We start from the raw sequence: 25,417 nt of genomic DNA on the forward strand, positions 1-25,417 counted from the left end.
CGTTTAAAAATGGATTTTCCAATAAGGGTTGTAGTGTACCTAAAAAAAGATTATCAAATAAAAACGATTGATACTAAAGAGTTGGTAAGTGCTACATTTTTTGCCCCATTCGAAAAGAATGTCGAGCCTTATATTAGAGTGGCAACGGGTGACTTTGAAGAATTAGTTTCGGAAAGCGGATATGAGAGTGCTATTTTTGCGATATTAAATAGTATAGCTCACGAAGTCATGCACTACCAACAATGGATTGAAGAACGAGAATTCGATGAAGATGAAGCAGAAACCAATAGTCCTAAAATAGTAGAAGATTATTATTATGGCGATTCTTTTTTTGAAGAGCTAGAAAAAAATCAAAAAGTATGGACTATTGAAAATGAGCAAGGTGTTCCTACTGCTACAAATATGGAAGGACAATGCTTTCTGCCATTTTGGTCCTCGAAACTTGGGGCAGAGAAAATCATTGCTAGCGTGCGAGTTTATCAAGAGTATAAACCGATTGAAATTCTTTTAGATGATTTTTTAAACTGGTTAACAGAACTTGAGGATGATGGTTTAATGATTGGGATAAATTGGCGTGGCAAACAATTGATTGGACACGAAATGGAACCAAGCGAGATTATTGATCAAATAAAAACGTGTAGTAAAGCCCTTTAAAAATATGGAGGTGTTATATGCAGCTAATATTTTGGCCTTGTACGATTGCCTCATTAATTCTCTCCATAATAGCCCTGGGTACAAGGAAATCTAAACTCCTTGTTTTAGCTTCAATCCTTATATTACCAATGTCGCTATACCTAGCTGCTACACCACGTTTCCTAGTATGGGGGTTAATTTTTCCACTCCTTTATCTTGGTGCAGCAAAATTCATAACAAAGAAAATGATTTGGGTTGCCGTTTTGTTGGTTATACCCAATCTATTATTAGTTGGATGGCTGGGATATGTTGTTTTAAACCAGTAGTTTGACAGTTTGTTGCACGCAAATTGACCATTTTGTCTCCCAAAAAACTTTGCCTAAATGTCCAGAAAATGGTAGCATGTTGGTAATCTGCTTTTTGAAGGAGGGAAAATATGTGATAAAAATAACGGGGTCACAAACAGAAGCAAAGGTATTTTCAAATTATCCGCAGGAAACAGCGCTCGAGCAAATTCAAGAACTGTGCAATCAGACTTTTTTAAAGGATACTAAGATTAGTATTATGCCAGATTATCATACCGGAAAAGGCTGTGTGATTGGCACAACCATTCAGTTAAAGGATAAAGTTGTCCCGAACCTGGTTGGCGTCGATGTTGGCTGTGGCGTGTTAACCGTCAAGCTTCAGGACAAAAAGGTTGATTTTAATAAGCTGGATAACGTAATTCGTACCTACGTCCCGAGCGGACAGGAGCTTCATTCAGATGAGACTGTCGGATTTATTAACACTAGTTTTCCAACCATTCAAGAATTTAAAACGGAGCATATATTAAGTGAAAATAGAAGCCTTCATAGCTTGGGAACACTTGGCGGCGGCAATCATTTTATCGAAGTTTCTGTCGATACCGATGGCTACCACTATTTAACGATTCATACCGGCAGCCGCTATGTGGGGGCCAGGATTGCGACCTACTATCAAAAGGTAGCCATTTCAAAGTTTCGTCAAAATGATTTAACCAATATGATTGAAAAATTAAAGGCTGAAGGTCGTCAAAAGGAAATCCAAGCAGCCATCCAAAGCTACAAAGAAAAGAACCCAGTCATTCCAAATGATTTGGCCTATTTGGAAGGCGAGGACTTCGATCACTATATCCACGACATGAAATTAGCCCAAAGCTTTGCAACAGCAAACCGCGAAGAAATTGCCAGGGCGATTACAGATAATATGGGATTTGAAGAAATAGATCGTTTCGATACCGTGCACAATTACATTGATACAAACAACCTGATTTTACGTAAGGGTGCCGTTTCGGCGCAAAAAGGCGAACGCCTCATTATTCCAATCAACATGAGAGACGGGTCAATTTTAGCAGTTGGAAAAGGTAATGAAGAGTGGAATTATTCGGCACCGCATGGAGCAGGTCGCGTCTTGAGCCGGACAAAGGCGATGAAAACCTTGAAAATGGACGATTTCCACAATACAATGGAAGGCATCTGGACAACATCTGTATCCGAAGAAACACTTGATGAAGCACCAATGGCCTACAAATCGATGAATGAAATTTTAGAAAAAGTTGAAGAAACAGTTAAGATTTCGAGCTTTATCAAACCAGTCTATAACTTTAAAGCGAGTGAAAAATATAATCCTGGTAGATATAAAAAATCATAGAGTTAGTAAGGGAGACTTTAAAAGTGGTCTCTCTTTTTCGAATTTCCGTGGTTAATAGAAACTACACGAATAAAAGCTTTATAATTAATGATGTTACGGCAAAAAGGTTATTAAGATAGGTTTCACAGTGCCCGCAGAAGAGGAAAAAGGCCCGGACCGGTCACTCTGCCGGAATCACAGTGACCAAAAAAAAGAAAAATAGACCCTAGCAGTCACTTAGGATTAGCCGCAATGATACATATTAAATAGCAATCTACAAAAAAAGGATTTTTCAAAGAGAGTATGGAAAATAACCATATAGGAATGAACAGGTGGGACATACCATGCAGCATAAGATTTTATTAGTTGAGGACGATTTGGCCATCAGTGATATGGTTAAAGGTCAATTTATCAAAGAAGGCTTTGAGGTAGTGCCAGCATTTGACGGAGAAGAAGCACTTGAGGTGTTTGCAAACGACATGTTTGATTTGATTCTCCTTGACTTGATGCTGCCAAAGCTTGATGGAATGGAATTTTTAAAAATAATCCGTGAAAAAAGCATGATACCAGTGCTGATTATGTCGGCAAAGGATGGGGATTTAGATAAAGCGTTAGGACTAGGTTTTGGTGCTGATGATTATATAGCCAAGCCGTTTTCAATGATTGAGTTGACGGCAAGGGTGAAAGCAGCCATCAGAAGAGCAACTCATTATTCACAAACGGAACAAAAGCAGGAGAAAAAGGTATTAACTGTTGGGGAAATTACCCTTGATTTAGACAATTTTTCAGCACAAAAAAAAGGAAAAGAGATCAAGCTGACAGCTAAGGAGTTTCATATTTTAAAACTATTTGTCTCACATCCCAGCCGTGTCTACACAAAGGCGCAAATTTATGGCTTAATATGGGAAGACGAGTATTACGGTGATGAAAATGTTATAAATGTTCATATGAGAAGGCTTCGGGAGAAAATCGAGGATGACCCGTCCAAACCGCAGTACATCAAAACATTATGGGGTATTGGCTATAAGCTTGGGGAGTTTTAACAATGGTCATTTTTTTATCCATAATCATAATCGGATTAGCAGGTCTAAATTTTTTACAATATAAATCGAGAATTAATCAAAAAGAAAATTTTACTTACATACACAAAAAGCTGAATCAGATAATCGACAGAAAAACGGATGAAAAGCTTTTATTGCATACAGATGATGAAGAGCTAAAACAAATATTAATCGAAATCAACCGTCTTTTAGAACATAATCAAAAAATGATGGCCAGCTACAATAAAACAGAGATGTCGATGCGAAAAATGCTCTCCAATATCTCGCATGATATAAAAACCCCGTTGACTGTAGTACTCGGCTATATTGAAATTATGTTGAATGATCAGAATAGAAATCATGAAGAAACCGATGAGCTTCTGAAAAAAGTAAACGGTAAAACGGTCGAGGTTTTAGATTTAATTAAGAAGTTCTTTGATCTAGCTAAGCTAGAGTCTGGAGATAAAGATATGCCCCTAACTAGGATGAATATGAATGACGTATGTCAGAAGAATATTTTATGTTTTTATGAGGTTTTGACCACAAAAGGCTTTGATGTCGCGATTGAGCTGCCGGAAACCATTCTTTATGCTCTTGGGAATGAGGAAGAACTTGACAGGGTCTTAAATAATTTGCTTTCCAATGCCATTCAATATGGAGGGGATGGGAAAGCCTTGGGTCTGAAACTTAGAAGTGATGAACAGTCTGTTTACGTTGACGTATGGGATAAAGGTAAGGGGATCAGTGAGCTCCACAAGGATTTAGTGTTTGAAAGAATGTACACACTAGAGGATTCACGAAATAAATCCTATCAAGGAAGCGGGCTCGGTCTAACTATTACCAAACGACTTGTAGAAAAAATGGACGGACAAATTTTTCTAAATAGCAAACCATATGAAAAAACAACTTTTACCGTAAAATTAAAACGAATTATATATTAAAAAAGCCAAGGGTGCCTCGTTATTGAGTTACCCTTGTTTAAATTATTTTATTAACTTTGATAACAGTCTAGCTCCAGCGCCTAACGAATAGTTTACTAGACCTTTCCTCCTTACGATAAGTTACCTAGATAATGCTTCTGCTCTTCGTGTTATTTAGATGCAGCGCTTTGGGGTTGGGGACATAATCCCCTGGGCAAGGCGCTTCCGCTTTTCTGCTTTCTTAAGATTTTTGTAAGAATTGATTAATAAAAATGAAAACACTAATGACTAGAATAAAAATAGTTAGAGACGAGGGGGAGATGAAAAATGAGCTACATTATTAAAACAACTCAACTAACGAAAGTATATAATGGCAAGGAAGTTGTTTCGAATGTCAATATGAAAGTTAAAAAAGGAGAAGTATACGGATTTCTTGGGCCAAACGGTGCGGGTAAAACAACAATTATGAAGATGCTGACAAATCTAGTGAAGCCAACGAGTGGTGAGATAGAGATCTTTGGTGAAAAACTGACGAACACCTCCTATGAAGTGTTAAAGCGGATGGGCAGCATTATTGAATATCCTGTTTTCTATGACAGGCTGACAGCCCGCGAAAATCTTGATCTGCAATGCGAGTATATGGGTTATTACGACAAAAAGGCGATTGATGCAGCCCTAGATTTAGTCAAATTAAAAAATATCAAGGATAAATCAGTGAAAGATTTCTCCCTAGGAATGAAGCAGCGCCTTGGAATCGCTCGTGCAATTATCACAAAGCCGGAGCTGTTAATTCTAGATGAACCGATTAATGGTCTTGATCCAGTAGGGATTAAAGAACTACGCGATCTTTTTCAAATGCTCTGTCGTGAATATGGCATAACGATCCTGATTTCATCCCATATCCTTGGAGAAATTGAGCAAATTGCCGATACGATTGGGGTTATCAGTGAGGGGAAATTAATAAAAGAGGTTTCGATGGACGAAATCCACGAACAAAATACTGAGTATATCGAACTCGTGGTTAATGATGTAAAAAAGGCCTTTTATGTCCTTGATGAAATTCTTCATCTAACAAACTTTAAAGTAGTCGAAGAATCACGTTTTAGAATCTATGATATAGGAACATCACAATCTGAATTATCAAAGACATTAATTCTAAATGGAATCATGATTGAGGAAATCAATAAAAAGAATCATTCATTAGAGGATTATTTCTTAACATTAATCAATGGGGGCGGAATCATTTTAGACGGTCATTAAGAAATTGATAACAACAGAAGTGAACGTTCTATTAAACCGTTTGTAATCGGGAGAAAAAATTGGATGTTCTCAAATACACCGCGAGGTGCTAGAGGAAGTGCCATCATGTGTAGTGTGGTTGAAACCGCAAAAGAGAACGGTTTAAGTCCATATCATTATCTTCGTTATTTGTTTGAAACGCTCCCCAATATCGATTTAAACAATAAAGAGGAAATCGATAAAGTCTTGCAGTGGTCAACGGATTTACTGTCTAGATGTAGAGTGCCGAAAAAAAGTGAAGTAAACAAAAAATAACTCCAAAATAATTTTGGAGTTACTTTACGTTTACCCTTTTCCCGCCTTACTCAACTAAATATTTTTTTCCTATCCGTATATTAATTCATTTTTTTTCAACCCGGATAATATTGTAAGTTACGGGAAAATGAAAGGAAATTTAGAATTTGCGAGGAGGTTTTATACTTAATTAATGATAATTGAGGTGATGTCAGATTGAATGAACCCATGGTTTGGTCTCCCAAAAAAATTGAAGATGCATGGGAAATTAAACAAAAATACGGCTCTAATGCTAGGTATATATCGGGTGGGACATGGATTCAATTACGTTGGGAATCAGGTGAGCCTGTCCCAAGGCATTTAATTAATTTAGGGAATATCAATGAAATGAGCCAAATTAGGTTGCGAACAAATGGAAATGGGTTTTCAATAATAATGGGAGCAGCTTCAACACTGTCAGCTTGTTTAAATCATCCAGATATTCAAAAGCATTGGCCTATAATGGTAAACGCGTTAGGTGGTATTGCTTCCCCTGCTGTAAGGAATCAAGCGACTATTGGCGGGAATTTATCATTTGGATATGGAGATCTTATTCCTGCCCTTTTAGTTTTGGATGCTTTGGTAACTTGGTTTGATGGAAAGCAATATGTAACTGATAAGCTAATAAATTTCCTGAAAAATACAAATGAAAGTTCAACATTAGTTAGTAATCTATTAACGGAAATTTTGTTACCGAAGGCAATTGTAACCACTACTTTTTATAAAAAAATTGGCAGGCGAGAGGCTTTTTCGCCATCTATTTTGACTGTAGCGGGCACATACAAGTTGAATTCAAATAATGAAATTGACCAGCCTAGACTTGCTTTAGGAGGAGGAGAAGAATTACCTCACCGATTATTTTTAGTTGAAGATATGTTACAAGGCCAGGTTCCAAATGATGCTTTGTGGAAAAGAGTACATGCAAAAATACTCGAACTATTCGAACCATGTTCTGATCGCTTTACTTCTTCTCAGTATCGAAAGGAAGTTGCAGCAAACCTATTAATTGCAGGTTTATCAGGGTCTCTAGTTTAGGGAGGTATTCTATTGCACATTAGCCGTAAAGTATATGGTGAAAATTGGAAGTTTAGGCCTGATGGAGTAGAAAAAGTCAAGGGATCTTTAAAGTATTTAACAGATCTCTCATTTCCCGATATGTTAGTCGGAAAAGTATTACGCAGTTGTCATGCGCATGCTCGGATTAAATCCATCAATACCGATAAAGCCAAACAATTGAATGGATTATATGCGGTATTAACTTTCGAAGATATACCTGGCTTAAATGGTTTTGGAATCGTCGAGCCTGATCAGCCTGTTTTCTGTGAAGATAAGGTTCGATATATCGGTGATGCAATAGCTGCAGTAGCTGCTGAATCGTCAATAATAGCAGAGAAAGCATTAGCGTTAATAAGAGTAGAATACGAAGTACTACCTGTTATAGATGATCCAGAGGCTGCCATCACCCCTGAGGCACCACAAATTCATAATAAAGGCAATATACTTCATCAATACTCTCATAAACAAGGAAATATAGTAGAAGGGTTTAAAGATTGCGAAATAATAATTGAAGAAACCTACACTACACAAAGACAGATTCATGCTTATATGGAAACAGAAGGAGGAGTAGTTGTACCTGAGAGTGATGGCGGCATAACAGTATATATGGGAACCCAGCATGGTTATTTTGATCGTTTCCAGCTTTCTAGAATTCTCAATATTCATGAAAATAAAATAAGGGTAGTATCAAGTCCAATGGGTGGTTCATTTGGTGGTAAAGATGAATTAAACGTTCAGCCATACGGCGCTTTGCTTGCTTTGAAAACTGGATTTCCTGTAAAAATTCATAATAGCCGAAAAGAATCGATTAGAGAAGGGCTCAAACGTCATCCAATGCGTATTTATATGAGAACTGGTGCTAATAAATACGGAAATGTCTTGGCTCATTCAGTCAAAATAATCGCTGACACTGGGGCTTATTCAACATTAGGGTCGGCAGTATTAGAATGCGCTGTTGAAAATGCATCTGGTCCATACCGATTTCCAAATGTTCATATCGAGGGAGTATCGGCTTTTACAAACAACGGCGTTTCCGGGGAATTTAGAGGGTTTGGTAGTCCACAGGTAGTATTTGCTCTTGAAGGACAGCTAGATCGCTTAGCAGAGAAGTTGAATATGGACCCCATTAAATTGCGTGAACAAAATATTAGGAAAATAGACGATTTAGGACCTCTTGATCAGACGATTATTCCAACGAATGGAGCATTTGAGGCATTAGAAGCTATTAAGCAATCTAAGATTATTAGTTTAAAAGGAAAAAAGACCGAAAGAAATAAATGGAAAAAAACCGGTGTAGGTTGTGCAATTACTTTACTAGGCTCTGGATTAGGGCGCGGGATACCAGATCCAGGGGGAGGACGATTATCATTAAATATTGATGGAAGGATTGAAGCATCCTTTGGTGTTGAAGAAATTGGTCAGGGAATATTATCAGTCATTGAAACATTATTAGTAAAGGCATTTAATTGCCAAAGAAATGATCTACAGATTGTCATTGGTGACACTGAATTAGTCCCTCCTTCTGGTTCAACAACAGCTTCAAGATCAACGACTATGATTTGGCTAGCCATTGAAAGAATGAAGAAACCATTTGTAGAGCAAATTCTTAAAGCAGCATCACATATTATTGGTTGTCCGATAGATCAATTGAATCTAGGACCAGGTGGTATTTGGAGGGAAGATAATCAACTTGAAATAAGTTATCAACAAATAGCAAGCCAGCTTGAGGAACCTTTGGTGGTCAATGTTAATTTTCCTTATCCACATTCTTCTGATGCAATACAGAAAGGACGATATCTTTATTCATTTGCTGCTGTAGCGGCACACGTGGAAGTAGATGTCTTAACTGGAAAAGTAAGAATACTAGGGTTGGATCAAGCTGTGGCAGCTGGCCCTGTCATAAGTCCAATGGGATATCTAGGCCAAATCGAAGGTAGTGGTGTCATGTCCATTGGTTATACATTAACGGAAGATTGTGTTATGGAAAGAGGAGAATATGTGTCGAAGAACTTTGACACTTATTTCATCCCTACTATTTGTGATATACCACTTGAGATGAATGTAGAAGCGATTGAAACTATACAGCCAGGAGATATTTATGGCCCTAAGGGAATTGGTGAAATCGGAACCGTTGCAGTCGCCCCTGCAATCGCTAGCGCAGTACACAATGCTATTGGGTTTCGGTGCAATCAACTCCCTGTTTCATCGGAATTAATATTACGAGCTACAGAAAAGGAGAGAGGAAGATGGGGGGAAATATAAAAGTTCAGTTTAAGGTGAACAATCAGCCAGTATCACTTAATATTCCTCCTTTACGACGTCTCATTGATATTCTAAGAGAGGATCTCGGCTTAACCGGGACAAAGATTTCCTGTGGAATTGGCAGATGTGGGGCTTGTATTGTTTTGGTGAACGGACAAATTACAAATGCCTGCTTGTTAATGGGATATCAGTTACATGAGGTTGAAATAGTAACAATTGAAGGAATAGGAATTGGGAAGCTTGATCCAATACAGCAGGCTTTTATAGAGGAAGGTGGATTCCAATGTGGATACTGTACACCTGGAATGGTTTTATCTGTTAAAGCTCTTTTGGAAAAAAACCGTAATCCTACACAAGATCAAATACTTGAAGGGCTTTCTGGCAATCTATGTCGTTGCACAGGATATGGTGGAATTCTTCGAGCGGTAAATTATTCTATCAAACTATTAGAAAAAGAATGATTGAAGCTTTGAATATTGTGATGGAGGGATTCTAATGGGGGATAAAAAGCTAATGGAAAAGGCGGTAGAGCTTGCGCTAAAAAATGTCGAGGCTAACCATGGAGGTCCATTTGGGGCAATTGTTGTAAAGGATGGACAGATTATTAGTGTAGGTCGAAATGAAGTCACTGCTACAAATGATCCTACTGCCCATGCAGAGGTCCAAGCAATACGTGCAGCCTGTAAGGCATTAAATAGTTTTCAATTAACAGAATGTGAAATTTATACTAGCTGTGAGCCTTGTCCAATGTGCATTGGTGCCATCTACTGGGCTAGACTCAAGGCTGTGTACTATGCATGTACAAAATCAGATGCAGCCCAAATTGGATTTGATGATCAATTTATTTACGAACAAATTTCGTTACCAATTGATAAGCGTGATATTAAAATGATACAAGTTTGTTCAGATAAATATGATCTTCCATTTCACACATGGAGAATTTCAACTCGTAAAACGGACTATTAATGTAGGGAATAGTCACCTAGGAGCAAGTCCTATGTCTGCGTCTGTTGCTCCAGCGGGTATCATTAGATTAGAATGGGATGGAGATTTTAGTGAGGAGATAGAAGTGGAAAACACTACGAATACTTTTCAAATCAGTTGTGGATTTGAAATAAAGTTACGAAGTTTATAAAAAAGAAGCGATGTCTTGAATAAAGACGAGATGTTTATAAAAAAGTTACGATGTTTTATCCCTTTGGATATTTTTGTATGAAGGGGTGTTTTTATGACTAAAAGAAAAAGAACATCTGAATAAAAGGTGGATTAAGGAACTATTGAGTGACATAGAGTTGTTCCATTATAGGTCCAAATTCTGGAATAATTCTTGTGAAAGTGATGGTATTTTGACATAATTGTTATTAAGTTTAATGGACAGCGTAGCGACATAAGAAGCCCTTAAGCTTATGTTTCAAAGAGAGGTTAAAGGTATGGTAGACGTAATTATTCTGAATGGTGGATCGAGTTCCGGGAAAACCACTATCGCAAAATGTCTTCAAAATTTATTGCCAACGTCATGGTTAAGATTCAGTATCGACGATTTAATCGACGCCATGCCCGATGCAATGATGGAAGCAGACAGTGGAATTAAATTCGGTGATGATGGGTCTGTCAGTCCAGGTACGGAATTTCGTACATTAGAATCTGCATGGATGCACGGTATTGGCGAGATGGTCCGTAGAGGAGCCCGAGTGATTATCGACGATGTCTTCATTAGCGGAGTAGATTCTTGTAATCGTTGGAAAGCTGCCTTGGAAGGGTTGCAGGTGCTGTGGGGTGGTGTTTTCTGTGACCCTATTGTGGCGTCCGCCCGTGAGAGGGAACGAGCGGACCGCGTTGAAGGAATGGCAGTTTCACAAGCGACTTCGGTTCACGTTGGCATACATTATGACATCAAAGTCGACACAACAAAGACATCGCCAGAAGAATGTGCCCGAATTATCTGGCAAAAAATCACCCCATGAGAACCTACGAGGTGTTTTTAAGCAAACGGGGGCATTTCTGCAATAACTCTCAATCACAGATGTACAGAACGGTCTTCCGCAATCAGGCGCGATTGTGGAGAAATACAGGCAGAAAATGATCAAACTTTTTTATAAAACCGAAACAAAAATCTGCTGGAAAAGAGTCCATTTTGATCAAGCTTTTTCAAAAGGGACTCTTTTTATTTTCCGTAGAATACGGGTTGACGCGCTATTTTTAATCAAACTTTATTTTAATGCTACATTAAAAAATTTAAATTTTATTCCTACTTAAAAGAGTAATAATAACCAATTTCGTAATCATGGGCTAGCCCCAAGATTTAATATTCGCAAATTGTTCTAAATTTACCTATACTCATATATTTTATATGGAAGGATGTACACATTCCATATGAAAAAGGTGATGCCAACATGTTTGCTGTTCATTTTTTTGAAAAAAAGAATCTTTTATTAAGTCAGCTGCTTAAGCGTGTTCCATCCGTTGGTGAAGATTTAAAAATTAAAGGTCGTAAAGGAAAAGTTTCAGGTGTTAATAATATTGATGAAAAAATTTTTCATGTGCAAGTTATTTTAGAAAACGTAAATAAAAGTAAACTTATTGTCGATAATTCAAAAAAGAAAAAAAAGTAAATTAAATTTATTCATAAAAGTCCCACAGCCTTTCTAAAACAATTAAAAAGCAGTTGTGAACTGCTTTTTAATTGTTTTTTATAGGTTATTTCCAATGTAGTACTTTGAAAAAAACAGCTTTAACTTACGAATATTAATAACCTTTAGAAAAATCAACCAGATTGATTGTTGGAGTTTTTCCGTCAGTATAGTCTTTTAAGTTAGGGATTAAAATGTTTTCGATTACCCGCATATTATAATGCTCAGTTGAACCAGAAGTGTGCGGTGTAATAATGACGTTTTCCATTTCCCATAACGGACTATCCGTGCTTAATGGTTCTGTTTCAAATACATCAAGACCAGCACCGGCAATGGTTCCTTCCTGTAATGCCTTAACTAACTCTTCCTCCACAACGGTTTCCCCTCGCCCAATATTAATAAAAAAGGCAGATGCTTTCATTTGTTTAAACTGTTCGGCACCAAATAAATGGCGGGTTTCTTTTGTATGTGGCAACGTTACAACTACATAATCACACTTTGGCAGCATTAGCCCTAACTGATCTGGCGTATACATTTCATCGACATTGTCCACCGGCCTGCCTGAGTTTCTTACACCTAGAACGTTCATTCCAAATGCATTGGCAATTTTCGCTGTTTCTTTGCCAATCTTTCCAACGCCAATAATCCCAATCGTTTTTTCATGTATTTCAAGACCCATGTGGGCATGATGCCATGTTTTCTCTTGTTGATTTTTAACATATGTATGGATTTTTCGTGTTAAGCTAAGCATTAAGGCGAAAATGGTTTCCGAAATAGGATAGGCATGCACGCCATTTGCACTTGTTAAGGTAATATTTTTCGATTGTAATGATTCAAGTGGTAACGAATCGACACCCGCACTCCATGTTTGCAGCCATTTAAGCTTTGATTCAGGAGTGAGACAATATTCTTCCAGTCCCTTTTTCCAGCCGGCAATAATTTCAGCATCCTTTGCATGTTCCTGCCAGATGGCTCGATCTTTGCTTACAATCAATTCCCAATCAGGAATAACGTTTTTTATTTGATCGATGTGCCCCTGTTCTAATTTATGTGTAATGACCATTTTTCTTTTTTTCACATGATTCCTCCGTTCAATTGATGTATATAGTAAATATCCACTTTCTGATTTCATTATATTTTGTTCCATTGAGAAAATTCAATAAATACCATTCTGCGAATCTGTGTATGTCCTATGTACAATAATTGGTCACTTTTTAAAAAAAGATGTACAAACGGCAAACACAGGAGGGCGAGGAATAATCAATAATTGCATACTTTCTAAACATATCCTTTGGCATAATTCTTGCAAAATAAGAAGTTAAGAATTCACAAGGAGGGAAAAGCAATGAAATTACAAGATTGTCGAGCAATTGTCACAGGTGGTGCATCAGGGCTTGGTGAGGCAACAGTTCGTAATATTGTGCAAAACGGAGGAAAATCTGTCATTTTTGACCAATCAGAAGAAAATGGTGTGCGTCTTCAAAACGAATTAGGTGAAGCTGTTTTATTTTTAAAAGCCGATGTAACGAAGGAAGAGGATATTCAGGAAGCAGTTAATAGAGCCGCTGAATTTATGGGCGGAGTGAATACGGTTGTGAACTGTGCAGGGATTGGAATTGCAGAAAAGGTGCTTGGACGAAATGGCGCCCATAATTTAGCACTTTTTTCAAAAGTGATCAATGTGAATTTAATTGGTTCTTTCAATGTGATTCGTTTGGCAGCTGAGAGAATGACAAATAATGAAGTGAATGACCAAAACGAAAGAGGTGTTATTATCAATACCGCTTCCGTTGCAGCTTACGACGGACAAATCGGCCAGGCTGCCTATAGTGCCTCAAAAGGCGGAATTGTCGGAATGACCTTACCTATTGCAAGAGAGCTTGCACGCTACGGAATCCGTGTGATGACCATTGCCCCAGGACTTTTCCATACCCCAATGTTTGATACTCTGCCACAGGAAGCCCGGGAATCACTTGGAAAAATGGTGCCGTTCCCACCAAGGCTAGGGTTTCCAAATGAATATGCGCAACTCGTCCAAAGCATTATCGAAAATCCAATGCTCAATGGAGAAACTATCAGGCTCGATGGGGCGATTCGCATGCAGCCGAAATAAAATACTAAAAAGGGGGAAGCGTATGCTTTCCCCTTACTTTTGTTTGAGGTGAAATAATTTTAACAAATGGTTATGCGTTTCTTAAGCCAGCACACTACTTACCCATGAAATGAAAACAGCAGAAGGAACTAATAAAAATTGTGCCAGTAACGTTCCAAAGAATCTTGCCACCATAAGCCAAGCATACGTCTTCGTCATCTTGTCGTCCCCATTCCCTTCATTAAGGGCCCGTTCAGTCATAAGAGCAATTTGTGGGTCCAGAAATATTGTTAAGAGGATGGTTGCTATCCCATTTACTACACCTGTAGCCATATTGGAAGTAGCACTGTGACCAGGATTCAACACAGATGCATATAATGCAGCCAAAATTCCAGATGTGTAAATCGCTGTAACGATGATATTAATGAGCATAATACGTTTCGGAATTCCGCCTATTCTAAGTCGATACAGCATTTGAATCCTTGGCCGTCTTACATATGTGTCCGTTCTTTTTAATTTATGAATATTAGTCATTTTCATCATGGAAATGACAGAACCGTCTACCTCTAATCTTTTAATCATCAGCATCGATAATCGGGTAAAAGTAGGATATAAAAATAAAGCTAAGAGAGTTCCGGCAGAAGCTGATAGTAAGGCAATACGAAACACTTTTAGTACATCTATAGAGGCATTAACCTTTGCATTATCAACGATAGCACCTAATAACGGAGCTTGAAACATATTTGAAGTACGGGCAATAAGGAGCACAATACCTGTAAGTGATAATGATACTGCAATCTTTTTAAGTCTTATTCCTCCAAGGCGAATACTATAGGATAGGGTCTCAGTTCCATGAATAATAATAGTCAGGAAAATTATGATGATAATTTTTATTGTCAATTAAAAACACCAACAATCTACTAGAATATCACTGTTATTATATAAAATTACCAAAATAGTAATAATATTACTATAGATAATGGTAAAATAATAGAATAAATTCTGAAATGGAAACGGGTTATTCAATTAGATGATCTTGCCCTCAGCCCTTTGGTGGAAGGCTAATTGATGGTTTTACATTAGAAATAAGAGATAAAGTCTGAGTCATCTAATGAATTAAACATTATAGGGGGTAATTTGATGTGCAAAGAATTAGAGAAGGCAATTAATCTACGAAAAGAAGGAAAACAAAAGGAATCTAACGTAATGCTTATAAAATTAGTGAAAGAATTTCCAGACAATGCTTTGATTAATTATCAATGTGCTTGGAGTTTCGATATATTAGGGCAAGAATCGGAAGCAGTACCTTTTTATGAAAAGGCAATTAAATTAGGACTTTCTGGTGAGGATTTAGAGGGAGCTTTTTTGGGGTTAGGAAGTACATATAGAACATTAGGTGAATATGAAAAGTCAAAAAATGTATTTCTTAAGGGAATGAGTTTATTTCCAGAGAATCGAGCCCTTCAAGTATTCTATTCGATGACACTTTATAATTTAAAAGAATATCATAATGCTATGGAATTACTACTAAAATCCTTAGTAGATACGACTGCAGATAAGGAAATATTAGGTTATAAGGATGCGATTAAATTTTATGCTGATAAACTGGATCAAATTTGGTGAATTAATATAGGTGGTAGCGGGTTTTCAATGGAACCGGAAAACCTATTATTAGACATATATGTTCTATGTCTAGTAAACAAACTTCCTTTAAAGAAAATTAATAATCATTGTCACCATTAAATTAAAAAGGAACAAAGAAAATCTTCAAATGATCCTCTTTGTTCCTTTTTGTATCAACCACCAAAAAACAGGTCAATAATATTGGAAGCAGTCGATGTGTTCTTGTTATAAAACTCAGAATACCCACAGTTTTTACAAAACACGACGGTAAAGGTATTGTTTTGAATATCAAACATTTTTGACAGCCCCGTGCCAGTCATGGCTACGTCTTTAGTGCCGGTATCTCTGCTCCCACATTTAATACAGCCTTTTTCGCTCATTATGTCACTCCTCGATACATTCTCTTTAAATATCTACGATTAAAAGGTTTAAAAGTTTCCTATTTTTAAATCAATATATTATTAAAATATTCAAAAATATCCATCATTTTTGCTACAATAGAGGTATGTGAAAAGTGAGGAGTGATGACATGCTCCAATTTAAAGATATTATTACACCTGTTGATTTTGTTGTTACCGAAGAAACCACTCTAAAAGAAGCGATTACCCTTATGTACCAAAAGAAGTGGAACCTCTTGCCTGTTACAGATGCTAGCAGACATCCAGTCGGTGTTTTTACCCGCAGCAGTTTGCATCAGATGGTCACCGCAGAATGTCAGCTTACGACTCCAATTAAAAATTACATAAAGAAACAGGTTGAAAAGATCAGTGTAGATATCCCCTATGAAAAAATCGAAGAAATCGTCAAAAAAAGCAAGGTTGGAACCGGTGTGGTCGTCGATGAACAAAATCGTGTCGTTGGCATCCTAACGAAAACGGATATGGTGATGTCACTGCTGCAAACGTCACAAGAGCTGCAAATGATTAAAAAATTAAAGAGAACATTGGAAACAGCCATTGACCATGCTTTTGATGGAATCGTCATGACGGATGAAAAGAAAGTTATCACGATGGTCAGTCCTCCGCTTCTGGAATTATTTAATCGTCCAGTAGAAGCGGTACTGTACAAGGCAGCTGCGAAGGCATTGCCGCAGCTGCATTTAGAAAAAGTTTATGAAACAGAAGCAGCTGAGGTCAGCGGCTTTTTAGAAATCAATGGGATAAAATATATCGTTCACCGCATCCCAATCCTAGAGGACGGAAAAGTCATTGGGGCAATCGGCAAGGTCGTCTTCCGCCAATTAAACGAGGTAAGCGAATTATTCAAAAAGCTGCAGAAGGCAGAAAACAAAGCGAACTTTTATCATCAACAATATCAGAGATCGGAAACAGCTCGGTTCACATGGGAGCAAATTTTAAGCACGGACCACTTAATGGAAAAATTGAAGAAAAGCGGGGCAAAGGCGGCAAAAGGCAGGTCAACGGTGCTTATCCGCGGCGAAAGCGGCACAGGGAAAGAACTATTTGCCCACTCGATTCATAACAGCAGTGCCAGAAGTACCGGGAAGTTTATCGTCGTGAATTGTGCTGCGATTCCGGAGGATTTGCTAGAATCCGAATTTTTTGGCTATGAAGAAGGTGCTTTTACTGGTGCAAAACAAAAAGGCAAGCTTGGGAAGTTCGATCTGGCCAACGGAGGGACGCTTTTTCTCGATGAGATTGGAGACATGTCCCTATCATTGCAAGCAAAGCTGCTTCGCGTACTTCAAGAGCGGGAATTTTACCGGGTTGGCGGCACCGCAAAGATAAAAGTAGATGTCCGAATCATTGCGGCAACGAACAGAAATTTAGAAGAAATGGTCAGGGAAGGCCTTTTTAGAGAAGATTTATATTATCGCCTCAATGTTATTTCACTTCATATTCCGCCGCTCCGTGATCGTCCATATGATATTGATCATTTATTCAAGCAGTTTATGATTGAATTCAATCAAATTTTAGGCACAAGTATTACCGGGATTGAGACCCGTGCAAGAGAAGCGCTCCTGAGTTATGAGTGGCCGGGAAATGTTCGTGAATTACGGAATGTCATGGAACGGGCGATGACATTTTCTGAAAGTGGAAAAATTAAATACGAGGATCTGCCGGATTATTTAATTAAGCAGATTTCATTTAAAGAACCTGCCTTAAATGTGTCCCTGGTCGAAAATGCTGAGCTCGAAGCAATTAAAAAAGCGCTTGTTCAGGTACAAGGAAATAAAGTGCAAGCAGCTAGATTATTAGGAATCAGCCGCTCAGGCCTATACGAAAAAATTAAGAAATACAAACTAGTATGAAAAATTTGGAGGACTTATGTAGGCAGCTATTAGATTTTTAATTGGTATTATTGGACTAAGCTTATCCATATTTGTTGTGTTTTTTCATAAAAATGAATTCCGCCCGATTGTTTGGCTATGTTTATGGGCGATGTTTGCAGTAATAGGTGTGATCGTACTAAAAGCAAAACGAAAGGATACCGCCTTGATGTATTTCACTGTCGTGGGAATAATGTTATTGAGGGGGGGTTATATCCTGGTTATGGAATAAAATAGTAGATAAATTGTAGGTGTCCAGCAATTGGACACTTTTTGTATATGAAATGTAGTTGAAATACATAAATCTCTTATGGAGTGACATTTATGCTGCAGGTTGTATCTGTAAAATGAGTTTTCGGAATATTGGCATAAAAATTGCATGCTTAAAGGTGGAGATCATTTTTAATAAAGGGGGATCCTTGAATGAATATTGGAAGTCTCTTGTCTCAAAGTGCCCGCAAGTTTCCGGAATTACTAGCAATTGAGTGCGAAGGCAGAAGCTATTCGTACTGCCAATTTAATGAAGAAGTAAACAGGCTTGCTCACGGACTGCTGGAGCATGGTGTGAACAAAGGTGACAAGCTTGCTTTGATGATGAAGAATTCTGACCACTTTGTATTTACCTTTTTTGCCGCTGCTAAAATTGGTGCTGTCGCAGTCCCAGTGAACTTTCGTTTAACAGCAACAGAGGTTCAATATATTTTAGAACAGTCTGATACCGCCATTATGGTATGTGATAAAGAATTTGAACTAATCATTGCTGAGGCGAAACAGGGAACAGGGGTCAGAATGGTCATAACGGTTGGCGAGCCGGAAACTGTAGGTTTCTATTCTTATGAAAAAATTTTATCTGAAAACACTATTGAGCCAGATATAGAGGTTTCTGAGAAGGACGATGTTGAGATTTTGTACACCTCGGGTACAACAGGACGGCCAAAAGGCGCCCTCTTTGATCATAGTCAAATTTTTAAAGTAGGAATTTCCGTTACCATCAACATGGGGATTAGGATGCATGAGCGAATTCTCCATCTCGCGACGCTGTTCCATTCCGCCCAGTTAAACCTATTTCTTATTTCCGGCGTTGCCTTAGGTGCGACCCATATTATCCATCGCGATTTCCATCCAGTAAAAACATTGCAGGCAATCCAAGAACATAAAATTACCCATCTGTTTGCAGTACCAGCCATGTATAGCTTTCTTCTCCAAGTTCCAAATGCTAATGATTATGATTTATCTTCCATTAAAAGAGTCGGATATGGAGCAGCCCCAATGGCTCCAGAACTTGTCAAAAAAAGCATGCTGTTATTTAAAACGGATCAATTTTACAACTTATGCGGCTTGACCGAGGCTGGACCAGGTGGCATTCTCCTTGATCCAGAGGGGCATAAGCAGCATCTGGGCAAGGGCGGGAAACCAATTTTCATGACCGAAACGCGGGTTGTAAATGAAGAGGGAAAGGATGTATTACCAGGTGTCATTGGAGAATTTATTGTTCGCAGCCCGATGGTGATGAAGGAGTATTATAAAAAGCCGGAGGAAACAAAGAGCACTCTTAAAGGCGGCTGGCTCTATACAGGAGATTTGGCGACCATTGACGAGGAAGGCTATATCACGTTAGTTGACCGGAAAAAGGACATGATCATCTCGGGCGGAGAAAATGTATACTCCGTTGAGGTCGAAGGAGTTCTGTATGAACATCCAGCAGTGCTTGAAGCAGCAATTATTGGCTTGCCGGATGAGGTTTGGGGTGAGGCTGTATGTGCGGTCATCGTTCCAAAAGAAGGCGCAGTAATCGATGAGCAGGAATTGAGAAGCTTCTGCCGGGAGAAATTGGCAGGCTTTAAAGTTCCAAGGCGGATTTTTATTGAGCAGCAGCTGCCAAGGAATGCCTCAGGGAAAATACTAAAATACCAACTGCGTCAAAGAATGAATCAGATTAGTGGGGAAAGATTGTCGTAGATTCTAAAAAAGAGTGTGGATTTGTTCATATTGACCCAGAATTTGTTCATATCCATCGTAAATTGTTCATATCGACCCAAAATTTGTTCATATAAATCTAAAATTGTTCATATCGGCCTAATAATTGTTCATAAGCTATTTAATCGGAAATATCCGCACGTAAATGAAATTTTGGAAAGTGAGGTTAAAACATGAAACATCCATATTTAAACGAAGATCACGAAATTTTTCGCCAATCATTAAGAAAGTTTTTGGAAAAGGAAGCATATCCCTTTTATGAACAATGGGAAGAAGAACGAATGATTCCCCGTTCCTTTTGGAGGAAAATGGGCGAGCAGGGCTTTCTTTGCCCCGATATCGATGAGAAATATGGCGGCAGTGAGGTAGATTGGGGATTTGCCGTTGTTATTAATGAAGAGCTGGAACGCGTTGGCTCTGGGCTAATTGGGATAAGTCTCCACAATGATATTGTTGTCCCGTACATCACCTCTTACGGGAGCGAGGAACAGAAACAGCGCTGGCTACCTAAGTGTGTCACAGGAGAAATTATTACAGCCATTGCGATGACAGAACCAGGTACGGGATCTGACCTCGCTAACATTAAAACAACCGCAAAGCTGGAAGGGGACCACTATATTGTTAACGGTCAAAAGACGTTCATCACGAACGGCATCCAATCCGACCTTATTGTGGTTGCGGTTAAGACCGACACGCAAGCAGTACCGAAACATAAAGGTGTTAGTCTAATTGTCATCGAACGGGACACTCCTGGTTTCTCAAGAGGAAGAAAACTGAACAAAGTTGGCCTCCATTGTCAGGATACAGCAGAATTGATTTTTGAAGACTGCCGAGTGCCAAAGGATAATTTGCTTGGCGAGGAAGGGAAAGGCTTCCTATATTTAATGGAAAAACTCCAACAGGAACGGCTGCTTGTCTCGATTGGGGCGCAAACGGCATCAGAAGTAATGCTGAAAATGACCATTGATTATGTAAAAAGCCGGGAAGCATTCGGAAAACCAGTCAGCCAGTTCCAAAATACCCAGTTTAAAATTGTCGAAATGGCTACCGAAATTGAAATGGGCAGAGCCTTTTTGGATCAGTTAATTGGCGAGCATATTGAAGGGAAAAATGTTGTGACGAAAGTATCGATGGCAAAATGGAAACTGACTGACATCGCGAAGAAGATAGCTTCTGAATGCATGCAGCTCCATGGCGGTTACGGATATATGGAAGAATACGAGATTGCCAGACGATTCCGTGATATCCCTGTCTCAAGCATTTACGCCGGCACTAATGAAATCATGAAAACGATAATTGCTAAAAATCTCGGATTATAGAAAGAGAGGAAGAAGAATATGCGTGAAGTTGTCATTGTTGAGGGTGTTCGTACTCCGGTAGGAAGAAGAAATGGTGTATTGAAAGATATCCGTCCTGATGATTTGGCTGGTTTAACATTAAAAGAGCTGGTGAACCGTGCCGGCATCGATCCTGCTATCGTTGATGATGTTATTTTAGGCTGTGTAACGCAAGCAGGTGAACAAGCAGGCGATATTGCCAGAGTCGCCGCATTAATCGCCGGCTTTCCAATAGAAGTGCCAGGTACCACGATTGACCGTCAATGTGGTTCAAGCCAGCAAGCCGTTCATTTTGCTGCTCAGGCCATCCTTGCTGGCGACATGGAAGTCGTTATTGCAGGCGGTGTCGAGAGTATGTCCCGTGTGCCGATGGGTTCCAACTATAAAGGTGCTGAAGAACCATATAGCTCAACTTTAAAATCAAAGTACGAAATAATCCATCAAGGCCTGTCAGCCGAGCAGATTGCTGAAAAATATGGCTTTACCCGTGAACAGCTTGATCAATTCTCACTTGAAAGCCATCAAAAAGCATTAAAGGCACAGGAAGAAGGTTACTTCACAAGAGAAATTTTCCCGATAGAAGTAACACTCACTGATGGTACAACGGCTGTTATCAAAGATGATTCCGGCCCAAGAAGAGGAACTTCACTAGAGGCATTGGCAGGTTTGAAGACGTCCTTCAAGGAAGATGGTGTCATCCATGCTGGAAACTCTAGTCAAATTAGTGACGGTGCAGCCGCTCTATTACTCATGTCTCGCGAAAAAGCAGAAGAGCTTGGTCTGAAGCCTCGTTTCCGTGTTCATACCCGAGTAGTCGTTGGCTCCGATCCAACCTTGATGCTGACAGGGCCGATTCCAGCTACACAAAAAGCACTTGAAAAATCAGGCCTATCGATTGACGATATTGATGTATTTGAAGTAAACGAAGCCTTCGCACCAGTAACACTTGCCTGGTTGAAAGATACAGGTGCTGACTCAGCGAAGCTTAATCCAAATGGCGGTGCGATTGCCCTTGGTCACCCGCTGGGTGGCAGCGGCGCTCGGTTAATGGTGACAATGATGCACGAGCTTGAACGTACCGGTGGACGATACGGATTGCAAACGATGTGTGAAGGCCACGGAATGGCAAACGCGACAATTATTGAACGGTTAGATTAATTCTCAATCAGAGTTTATTAGCAGCCGTCTAAATTGAATTTGCCGATAGAAGGGAGAAAATCGCCGATTCCAAATTTCGCAAATAGAAAGGCCGAATTTCCCGATAGAACGATGTATCATTTTAAAATTGCTGTTAAGAGGTTCTAAACTGTTAGGTTTAATAGGATACGTCCATTAAAAAGTTGATTTAAAGCAAAATCGATGTTTTTGTTATAAGGTGAAATAACACTGTTAAGGCAGTCGGTTCAGTGCCGATTGCCTTCAAATTTAATGTATTGGAGGCATATACATGACCACGACAATCGGAAAAATCTTTGATTTAACGGTAAAAAAGTTTCCAAACAAAGAAGCACTGTATGATGTTCGAAAAAATGTCCGCTACACCTACAAAGAATGGAACGAACAGGTCAACCGGCTGGCAAATGCCCTATTAAAAGGAGGAGTAAAAAAGGGCGACCGCGTTTCCACATTCATGTTCAATACTGAAGAATTAGGGACTGCCTTTTTTGCTTGTGCCAAGATCGGCGCTATTTTTAATCCGATTAATTTCCGGCTCACACCTGAGGAAGTGGCCTATATTTTAGCGGATGCGGCGCCAAAGGTTGTTATTTTTGAAAAATCTTTAGAGCCAGTCGTGGCAGCGATCTCCAACCGTTTCGACAAAATCGCTTTCTGGTTCATTGATGAAGATAAACCTGAATATGCCAGCAGCTATCAGGAAAAAGTCGCCTCCGAATCTACTGAAGATGTTCAAATTGAAGTCAATGAAAACGATATGTATGCCTTTATCTATACAAGCGGGACAACCGGAAGACCAAAAGGAGTGGTGCATATCCACCGCAATATGGTGGACCAAAGCGTCCTCTGCGCTGCCGCAGGAAAGCTTGTAACGGAAGATGTAGGCCTAGTGACTGCGCCGATGTTTCATTGCGCCGAATTGCATTGTGCCTTCCTGCCGAGAGTGCATGTTGGGGCAAAAAATGTTATTCTGCATCAATTTAATCCTAAAGCAATTCTTCCTTTAATTGAAAAAGAAAAAATTTCTAGGTTCTTTGCGGCACCAACGATGTGGAATATGCTCCTTCAAGAAGACTTGAGCCATTATGATTTATCAAGTCTGAAGCATGGTTTTTATGGTGCGGCTCCCATGGCTCCCTTTCTCGTTCATGCTCTACATGATCGCTTAGGCATCTCACTAATGCAAGCCTATGGAATGACAGAAATGGGACCTGCAATTACCTTCTTGTCGGAAACTGATCAACTAAGAAAAGCGGGTTCTGCAGGACAGGCTGCTCTAAATCATGATATTAGGATTGTCCGTACACGAGAAGATGGACCATCTGATCCTGATGATATTGTTCCTCTAGGAGAAACAGGTGAGATCCTTGTTAAAGGGCCATGTATGATGAGAGGTTATTATAATCGCGAAGAAGCGACGAAAAACGCGATGTATAAGGGCTGGTACCATTCGGGAGACATCGGCTATCTTGATGAAGAGGGATTTCTTTTTGTCAATGACCGTGTCGACGATATGATTATCAGCGGTGGAGAAAATATTTATCCGCGTGAGGTTGAAGATGTTTTGCACGCACACCAGGGAGTTCTGGACGTTGCTATTGTCGGCCAGCCAGATGACCGCTGGGGTGAAACCGTTACTGCTTTTGTTGTTAAAAAAGATCAAAATGTGACCGAACAAGAATTAGATGAATTCTGCATTAATAGTGATAGTCTCGCAAACTATAAGCGTCCGCGGAAATATGTTTTCTGTGAAGCACTGCCGCGCAATGCCAGCGGAAAAATCCAAAAATTCATCCTCCGTAAACAGCTGGAGGAACTTTTTGCCCCAGGCTCAACTAATTCCTAAGAAAGGGTACTTAAAATGCTAAAAGGGATAAAAGTCATTGATTTCACAAACTACCTGCCAGGCCCTTATGCTACATTACGATTAGCAGAAATGGGAGCAGAAATTATTAAGGTGGAGTCCCCAGAAGGAGATCCTGCCCGCAATACAGGAATATCAAAACAGGGCACAGGACTTGTTTTTCTAGCAAATAACCGTCAAAAGAAAAGCATTACCCTTAATTTGAAGGAAAAAAAAGGTTTAGAAATAGCTTTTAAACTGATTGCCAGCGCCGATGTGGTTATTGAAAGCTTCAGACCTGGAGTGATGGAGAAGCTGGGGCTGGGGTATGAGGCTGTTCGAAAAGTGAAGCCTGATATCGTCTACTGTTCTATTTCCGGATATGGACAGAATGGACTCCTTAGCAGGCTTGGCAACCATGACCTTAATTATATGGCATTAAGCGGAGTTCTAGCGCAGCTCAAAGATAAAACGGGGAAACCTGTCCATCCATCCATTACGATTGCTGATTATTTGGGCGGATTTGCCGCAAATGAACGAATTCTAGCAGGACTTGTCTCTAGGTCATTAACTGAGCAAGGAAGCTATCATTCTATTTCAATTACCGATCAACTTGTGTCATTGCTAGGTAACCATGTAATAGTTGAAAGGGAAACAGGTGAAGGGACAGGCATTAATGTCCTAAACGGAAGCATTATTTCTTACGCCATCTATGAAACGTTGGACGGAAGGTATATGAGTTTGGCTGCACTAGAGCCGAAGTTTTGGCGGAATTTTTGTCTGGCACACGGACGTGAAGACTGGATTGAGGGTCAATTTTCAAAGACGGAGGATGCCAATCTTATTTTTCAGGAAGTGACAGCCCTTTTTAAAAGTACAACCTTTTATGAGTGGACGGAGTTTTCTCAAAAAGTAGATTGCTGTATGGCACCCGTTCTTGAGATAGGGGAACTAAGTGAAAACCCATATTTTAAAGAAAAGGAACTCATCTTTGCCACTTCCTGGGGAGATTATCAAGTAAAAATGCACAGTGACCTAGAGCAGGAATCAATTACCCCTCCTCCTAATAAAGGCGAGCATAGAGATGAAATATTAAATAATATCCTAATATAAATCGTATGGACTGCCGAGGATGAATGGCAGTCTAATTTTGTTAAAAGTCATTTAGACTAGTATATTGCATGAACTCGAGGAAAAATCGTTTAAATGGTAACGTAGAGTTGTTCTACGAGCCTGAACCCGAGGGAAAAAGGAGAAAAAGGTAACGTAAAGCCAATCTAAGAGAAAGGCAATACCAACAAGCTTATAAGCTTATTGTG

At 39.2% G+C, this 25,417-nt stretch carries 24 protein-coding genes and 1 pseudogene; 22 read left to right on the plus strand and 3 right to left on the minus strand.

From position 1 onward, the window contains the following. Positions 1 to 33: 33 nt before the first annotated feature. The 14 genes and pseudogenes from QNH20_RS05740 to QNH20_RS05805 all read left to right on the plus strand — a co-directional run bounded on the left by QNH20_RS05740 (position 34) and on the right by QNH20_RS05805 (position 11,742). Positions 34 to 654, plus strand: coding sequence for a DUF2750 domain-containing protein (locus tag QNH20_RS05740; RefSeq protein ID WP_283921950.1), 621 nt, complete (start codon positions 34 to 36; stop codon positions 652 to 654). Positions 655 to 671: 17 nt separating this feature from the next. Continuing rightward, positions 672 to 959, plus strand: a complete 288-nt coding sequence (locus QNH20_RS05745) for a hypothetical protein (RefSeq protein ID WP_283921951.1) — start codon at positions 672 to 674, stop codon at positions 957 to 959. Between the two features lie 112 nt (positions 960 to 1,071). Next, positions 1,072 to 2,301 (plus strand): RtcB family protein, encoded by a 1,230-nt coding sequence (locus QNH20_RS05750; RefSeq protein WP_283921952.1) that lies wholly within the window; start codon positions 1,072 to 1,074, stop codon positions 2,299 to 2,301. Positions 2,302 to 2,624: 323 nt separating this feature from the next. Then, positions 2,625 to 3,323, plus strand: coding sequence for a response regulator transcription factor (locus QNH20_RS05755; protein WP_283921953.1), 699 nt, complete (start codon positions 2,625 to 2,627; stop codon positions 3,321 to 3,323). 2 nt (positions 3,324 to 3,325) lie between these two features. Then, positions 3,326 to 4,261, plus strand: coding sequence for a sensor histidine kinase (locus QNH20_RS05760; RefSeq protein WP_283921954.1), 936 nt, complete (start codon positions 3,326 to 3,328; stop codon positions 4,259 to 4,261). 306 nt (positions 4,262 to 4,567) lie between these two features. After that, positions 4,568 to 5,500, plus strand: coding sequence for an ABC transporter ATP-binding protein (locus tag QNH20_RS05765; RefSeq protein ID WP_283921955.1), 933 nt, complete (start codon positions 4,568 to 4,570; stop codon positions 5,498 to 5,500). After that, a pseudogene (locus QNH20_RS05770) lies at positions 5,501 to 5,794 on the plus strand (transposase domain-containing protein); the annotation flags it as partial. Positions 5,795 to 5,989: 195 nt separating this feature from the next. Next, positions 5,990 to 6,847: an FAD binding domain-containing protein gene (locus QNH20_RS05775; protein ID WP_283921956.1), complete on the plus strand. Its 858-nt coding sequence runs from the start codon at positions 5,990 to 5,992 to the stop codon at positions 6,845 to 6,847. A 12-nt stretch (positions 6,848 to 6,859) separates the two neighbouring features. After that, positions 6,860 to 9,130, plus strand: coding sequence for a xanthine dehydrogenase subunit D (pucD, locus tag QNH20_RS05780; RefSeq protein WP_283921957.1), 2,271 nt, complete (start codon positions 6,860 to 6,862; stop codon positions 9,128 to 9,130). Continuing rightward, the gene (locus QNH20_RS05785) at positions 9,115 to 9,591 is read left to right on the plus strand and encodes a (2Fe-2S)-binding protein (RefSeq protein ID WP_283921958.1); all 477 of its coding nucleotides are present in this window, start codon (positions 9,115 to 9,117) and stop codon (positions 9,589 to 9,591) included. The genes pucD and QNH20_RS05785 overlap by 16 nt, the downstream gene beginning before the upstream one ends. A gap of 34 nt (positions 9,592 to 9,625) precedes the next feature. Beyond that, complete coding sequence (locus tag QNH20_RS05790; protein ID WP_283921959.1) at positions 9,626 to 10,096, plus strand: nucleoside deaminase; 471 nt, start codon at positions 9,626 to 9,628, stop codon at positions 10,094 to 10,096. Between the two features lie 31 nt (positions 10,097 to 10,127). After that, positions 10,128 to 10,265: a hypothetical protein gene (locus QNH20_RS05795; RefSeq protein WP_283921960.1), complete on the plus strand. Its 138-nt coding sequence runs from the start codon at positions 10,128 to 10,130 to the stop codon at positions 10,263 to 10,265. Positions 10,266 to 10,560: 295 nt separating this feature from the next. Continuing rightward, positions 10,561 to 11,094 carry a chloramphenicol phosphotransferase CPT family protein gene (locus QNH20_RS05800; RefSeq protein ID WP_283921961.1) on the plus strand — a complete coding sequence of 178 codons (534 nt, stop codon included), beginning with the start codon at positions 10,561 to 10,563 and terminating at the stop codon, positions 11,092 to 11,094. Positions 11,095 to 11,523: 429 nt separating this feature from the next. Beyond that, positions 11,524 to 11,742: a hypothetical protein gene (locus QNH20_RS05805; RefSeq protein ID WP_283921962.1), complete on the plus strand. Its 219-nt coding sequence runs from the start codon at positions 11,524 to 11,526 to the stop codon at positions 11,740 to 11,742. Positions 11,743 to 11,875: 133 nt separating this feature from the next. Here the strand turns inward: QNH20_RS05805 and QNH20_RS05810 are convergent, their stop codons facing one another. Further along, entirely contained in the window at positions 11,876 to 12,838 is a 963-nt protein-coding gene (locus QNH20_RS05810) for a D-2-hydroxyacid dehydrogenase (RefSeq protein ID WP_283921963.1), read from the minus strand. 267 nt (positions 12,839 to 13,105) lie between these two features. On the opposite strand from QNH20_RS05810, the gene QNH20_RS05815 reads away from it, so the two are divergent. Beyond that, positions 13,106 to 13,873 carry a 3-hydroxyacyl-CoA dehydrogenase gene (locus QNH20_RS05815; RefSeq protein WP_283921964.1) on the plus strand — a complete coding sequence of 256 codons (768 nt, stop codon included), beginning with the start codon at positions 13,106 to 13,108 and terminating at the stop codon, positions 13,871 to 13,873. An 81-nt stretch (positions 13,874 to 13,954) separates the two neighbouring features. Here the strand turns inward: QNH20_RS05815 and QNH20_RS05820 are convergent, their stop codons facing one another. Next, positions 13,955 to 14,752 (minus strand): lipid II flippase Amj family protein, encoded by a 798-nt coding sequence (locus tag QNH20_RS05820; RefSeq protein ID WP_283921965.1) that lies wholly within the window; start codon positions 14,750 to 14,752, stop codon positions 13,955 to 13,957. A gap of 240 nt (positions 14,753 to 14,992) precedes the next feature. Here QNH20_RS05820 and QNH20_RS05825 point away from each other — a divergent pair, with 240 nt between their 5' ends. Continuing rightward, the gene (locus QNH20_RS05825) at positions 14,993 to 15,475 is read left to right on the plus strand and encodes a tetratricopeptide repeat protein (protein WP_283921966.1); all 483 of its coding nucleotides are present in this window, start codon (positions 14,993 to 14,995) and stop codon (positions 15,473 to 15,475) included. A gap of 173 nt (positions 15,476 to 15,648) precedes the next feature. Here the strand turns inward: QNH20_RS05825 and QNH20_RS05830 are convergent, their stop codons facing one another. Next, positions 15,649 to 15,855: a zinc ribbon domain-containing protein gene (locus QNH20_RS05830; protein ID WP_283921967.1), complete on the minus strand. Its 207-nt coding sequence runs from the start codon at positions 15,853 to 15,855 to the stop codon at positions 15,649 to 15,651. Between the two features lie 149 nt (positions 15,856 to 16,004). Between QNH20_RS05830 and QNH20_RS05835 the strand changes: the two genes are divergently transcribed. The 6 genes from QNH20_RS05835 to QNH20_RS05860 all read left to right on the plus strand — a co-directional run bounded on the left by QNH20_RS05835 (position 16,005) and on the right by QNH20_RS05860 (position 25,211). Beyond that, positions 16,005 to 17,747 carry a sigma-54-dependent Fis family transcriptional regulator gene (locus QNH20_RS05835; protein WP_283921968.1) on the plus strand — a complete coding sequence of 581 codons (1,743 nt, stop codon included), beginning with the start codon at positions 16,005 to 16,007 and terminating at the stop codon, positions 17,745 to 17,747. A 441-nt stretch (positions 17,748 to 18,188) separates the two neighbouring features. Then, positions 18,189 to 19,724: an acyl-CoA synthetase gene (locus tag QNH20_RS05840; protein ID WP_283921969.1), complete on the plus strand. Its 1,536-nt coding sequence runs from the start codon at positions 18,189 to 18,191 to the stop codon at positions 19,722 to 19,724. 191 nt (positions 19,725 to 19,915) lie between these two features. Then, positions 19,916 to 21,061, plus strand: coding sequence for an acyl-CoA dehydrogenase family protein (locus QNH20_RS05845; protein WP_283921970.1), 1,146 nt, complete (start codon positions 19,916 to 19,918; stop codon positions 21,059 to 21,061). An 18-nt stretch (positions 21,062 to 21,079) separates the two neighbouring features. Continuing rightward, positions 21,080 to 22,237 (plus strand): thiolase family protein, encoded by a 1,158-nt coding sequence (locus QNH20_RS05850; RefSeq protein WP_283921971.1) that lies wholly within the window; start codon positions 21,080 to 21,082, stop codon positions 22,235 to 22,237. 289 nt (positions 22,238 to 22,526) lie between these two features. Next, positions 22,527 to 24,101: a fatty acid--CoA ligase gene (locus tag QNH20_RS05855; protein WP_283921972.1), complete on the plus strand. Its 1,575-nt coding sequence runs from the start codon at positions 22,527 to 22,529 to the stop codon at positions 24,099 to 24,101. 15 nt (positions 24,102 to 24,116) lie between these two features. After that, positions 24,117 to 25,211 (plus strand): CaiB/BaiF CoA transferase family protein, encoded by a 1,095-nt coding sequence (locus tag QNH20_RS05860; RefSeq protein ID WP_283921973.1) that lies wholly within the window; start codon positions 24,117 to 24,119, stop codon positions 25,209 to 25,211. Positions 25,212 to 25,417 lie beyond the last annotated feature (206 nt).

Origin of the sequence: Neobacillus sp. WH10 (genome assembly GCF_030123405.1) — a bacterium.
Classification (GTDB): domain Bacteria; phylum Bacillota; class Bacilli; order Bacillales; family Cytobacillaceae; genus Neobacillus.

What these genes read in the sequence shown, in the direction of transcription:
- QNH20_RS05765 (WP_283921955.1), top strand. Translation starts at nt 4,568, where the DNA reads ATGAGCTACATTATTAAAACAACTCAACTAACGAAAGTATATAATGGC.
- QNH20_RS05800 (WP_283921961.1), top strand. Translation starts at nt 10,561, where the DNA reads ATGGTAGACGTAATTATTCTGAATGGTGGATCGAGTTCCGGGAAAACC.
- QNH20_RS05830 (WP_283921967.1), bottom strand. Translation starts at nt 15,855, where the DNA reads ATGAGCGAAAAAGGCTGTATTAAATGTGGGAGCAGAGATACCGGCACT.
- QNH20_RS05835 (WP_283921968.1), top strand. Translation starts at nt 16,005, where the DNA reads ATGCTCCAATTTAAAGATATTATTACACCTGTTGATTTTGTTGTTACC.
- QNH20_RS05785 (WP_283921958.1), top strand. Translation starts at nt 9,115, where the DNA reads ATGGGGGGAAATATAAAAGTTCAGTTTAAGGTGAACAATCAGCCAGTA.
- QNH20_RS05850 (WP_283921971.1), top strand. Translation starts at nt 21,080, where the DNA reads ATGCGTGAAGTTGTCATTGTTGAGGGTGTTCGTACTCCGGTAGGAAGA.
- QNH20_RS05815 (WP_283921964.1), top strand. Translation starts at nt 13,106, where the DNA reads ATGAAATTACAAGATTGTCGAGCAATTGTCACAGGTGGTGCATCAGGG.
- QNH20_RS05855 (WP_283921972.1), top strand. Translation starts at nt 22,527, where the DNA reads ATGACCACGACAATCGGAAAAATCTTTGATTTAACGGTAAAAAAGTTT.
- QNH20_RS05805 (WP_283921962.1), top strand. Translation starts at nt 11,524, where the DNA reads ATGTTTGCTGTTCATTTTTTTGAAAAAAAGAATCTTTTATTAAGTCAG.
- QNH20_RS05745 (WP_283921951.1), top strand. Translation starts at nt 672, where the DNA reads ATGCAGCTAATATTTTGGCCTTGTACGATTGCCTCATTAATTCTCTCC.
- QNH20_RS05790 (WP_283921959.1), top strand. Translation starts at nt 9,626, where the DNA reads ATGGGGGATAAAAAGCTAATGGAAAAGGCGGTAGAGCTTGCGCTAAAA.
- QNH20_RS05755 (WP_283921953.1), top strand. Translation starts at nt 2,625, where the DNA reads ATGCAGCATAAGATTTTATTAGTTGAGGACGATTTGGCCATCAGTGAT.
- QNH20_RS05825 (WP_283921966.1), top strand. Translation starts at nt 14,993, where the DNA reads ATGTGCAAAGAATTAGAGAAGGCAATTAATCTACGAAAAGAAGGAAAA.
- QNH20_RS05795 (WP_283921960.1), top strand. Translation starts at nt 10,128, where the DNA reads ATGTCTGCGTCTGTTGCTCCAGCGGGTATCATTAGATTAGAATGGGAT.
- QNH20_RS05840 (WP_283921969.1), top strand. Translation starts at nt 18,189, where the DNA reads ATGAATATTGGAAGTCTCTTGTCTCAAAGTGCCCGCAAGTTTCCGGAA.
- QNH20_RS05845 (WP_283921970.1), top strand. Translation starts at nt 19,916, where the DNA reads ATGAAACATCCATATTTAAACGAAGATCACGAAATTTTTCGCCAATCA.
- QNH20_RS05860 (WP_283921973.1), top strand. Translation starts at nt 24,117, where the DNA reads ATGCTAAAAGGGATAAAAGTCATTGATTTCACAAACTACCTGCCAGGC.
- QNH20_RS05760 (WP_283921954.1), top strand. Translation starts at nt 3,326, where the DNA reads ATGGTCATTTTTTTATCCATAATCATAATCGGATTAGCAGGTCTAAAT.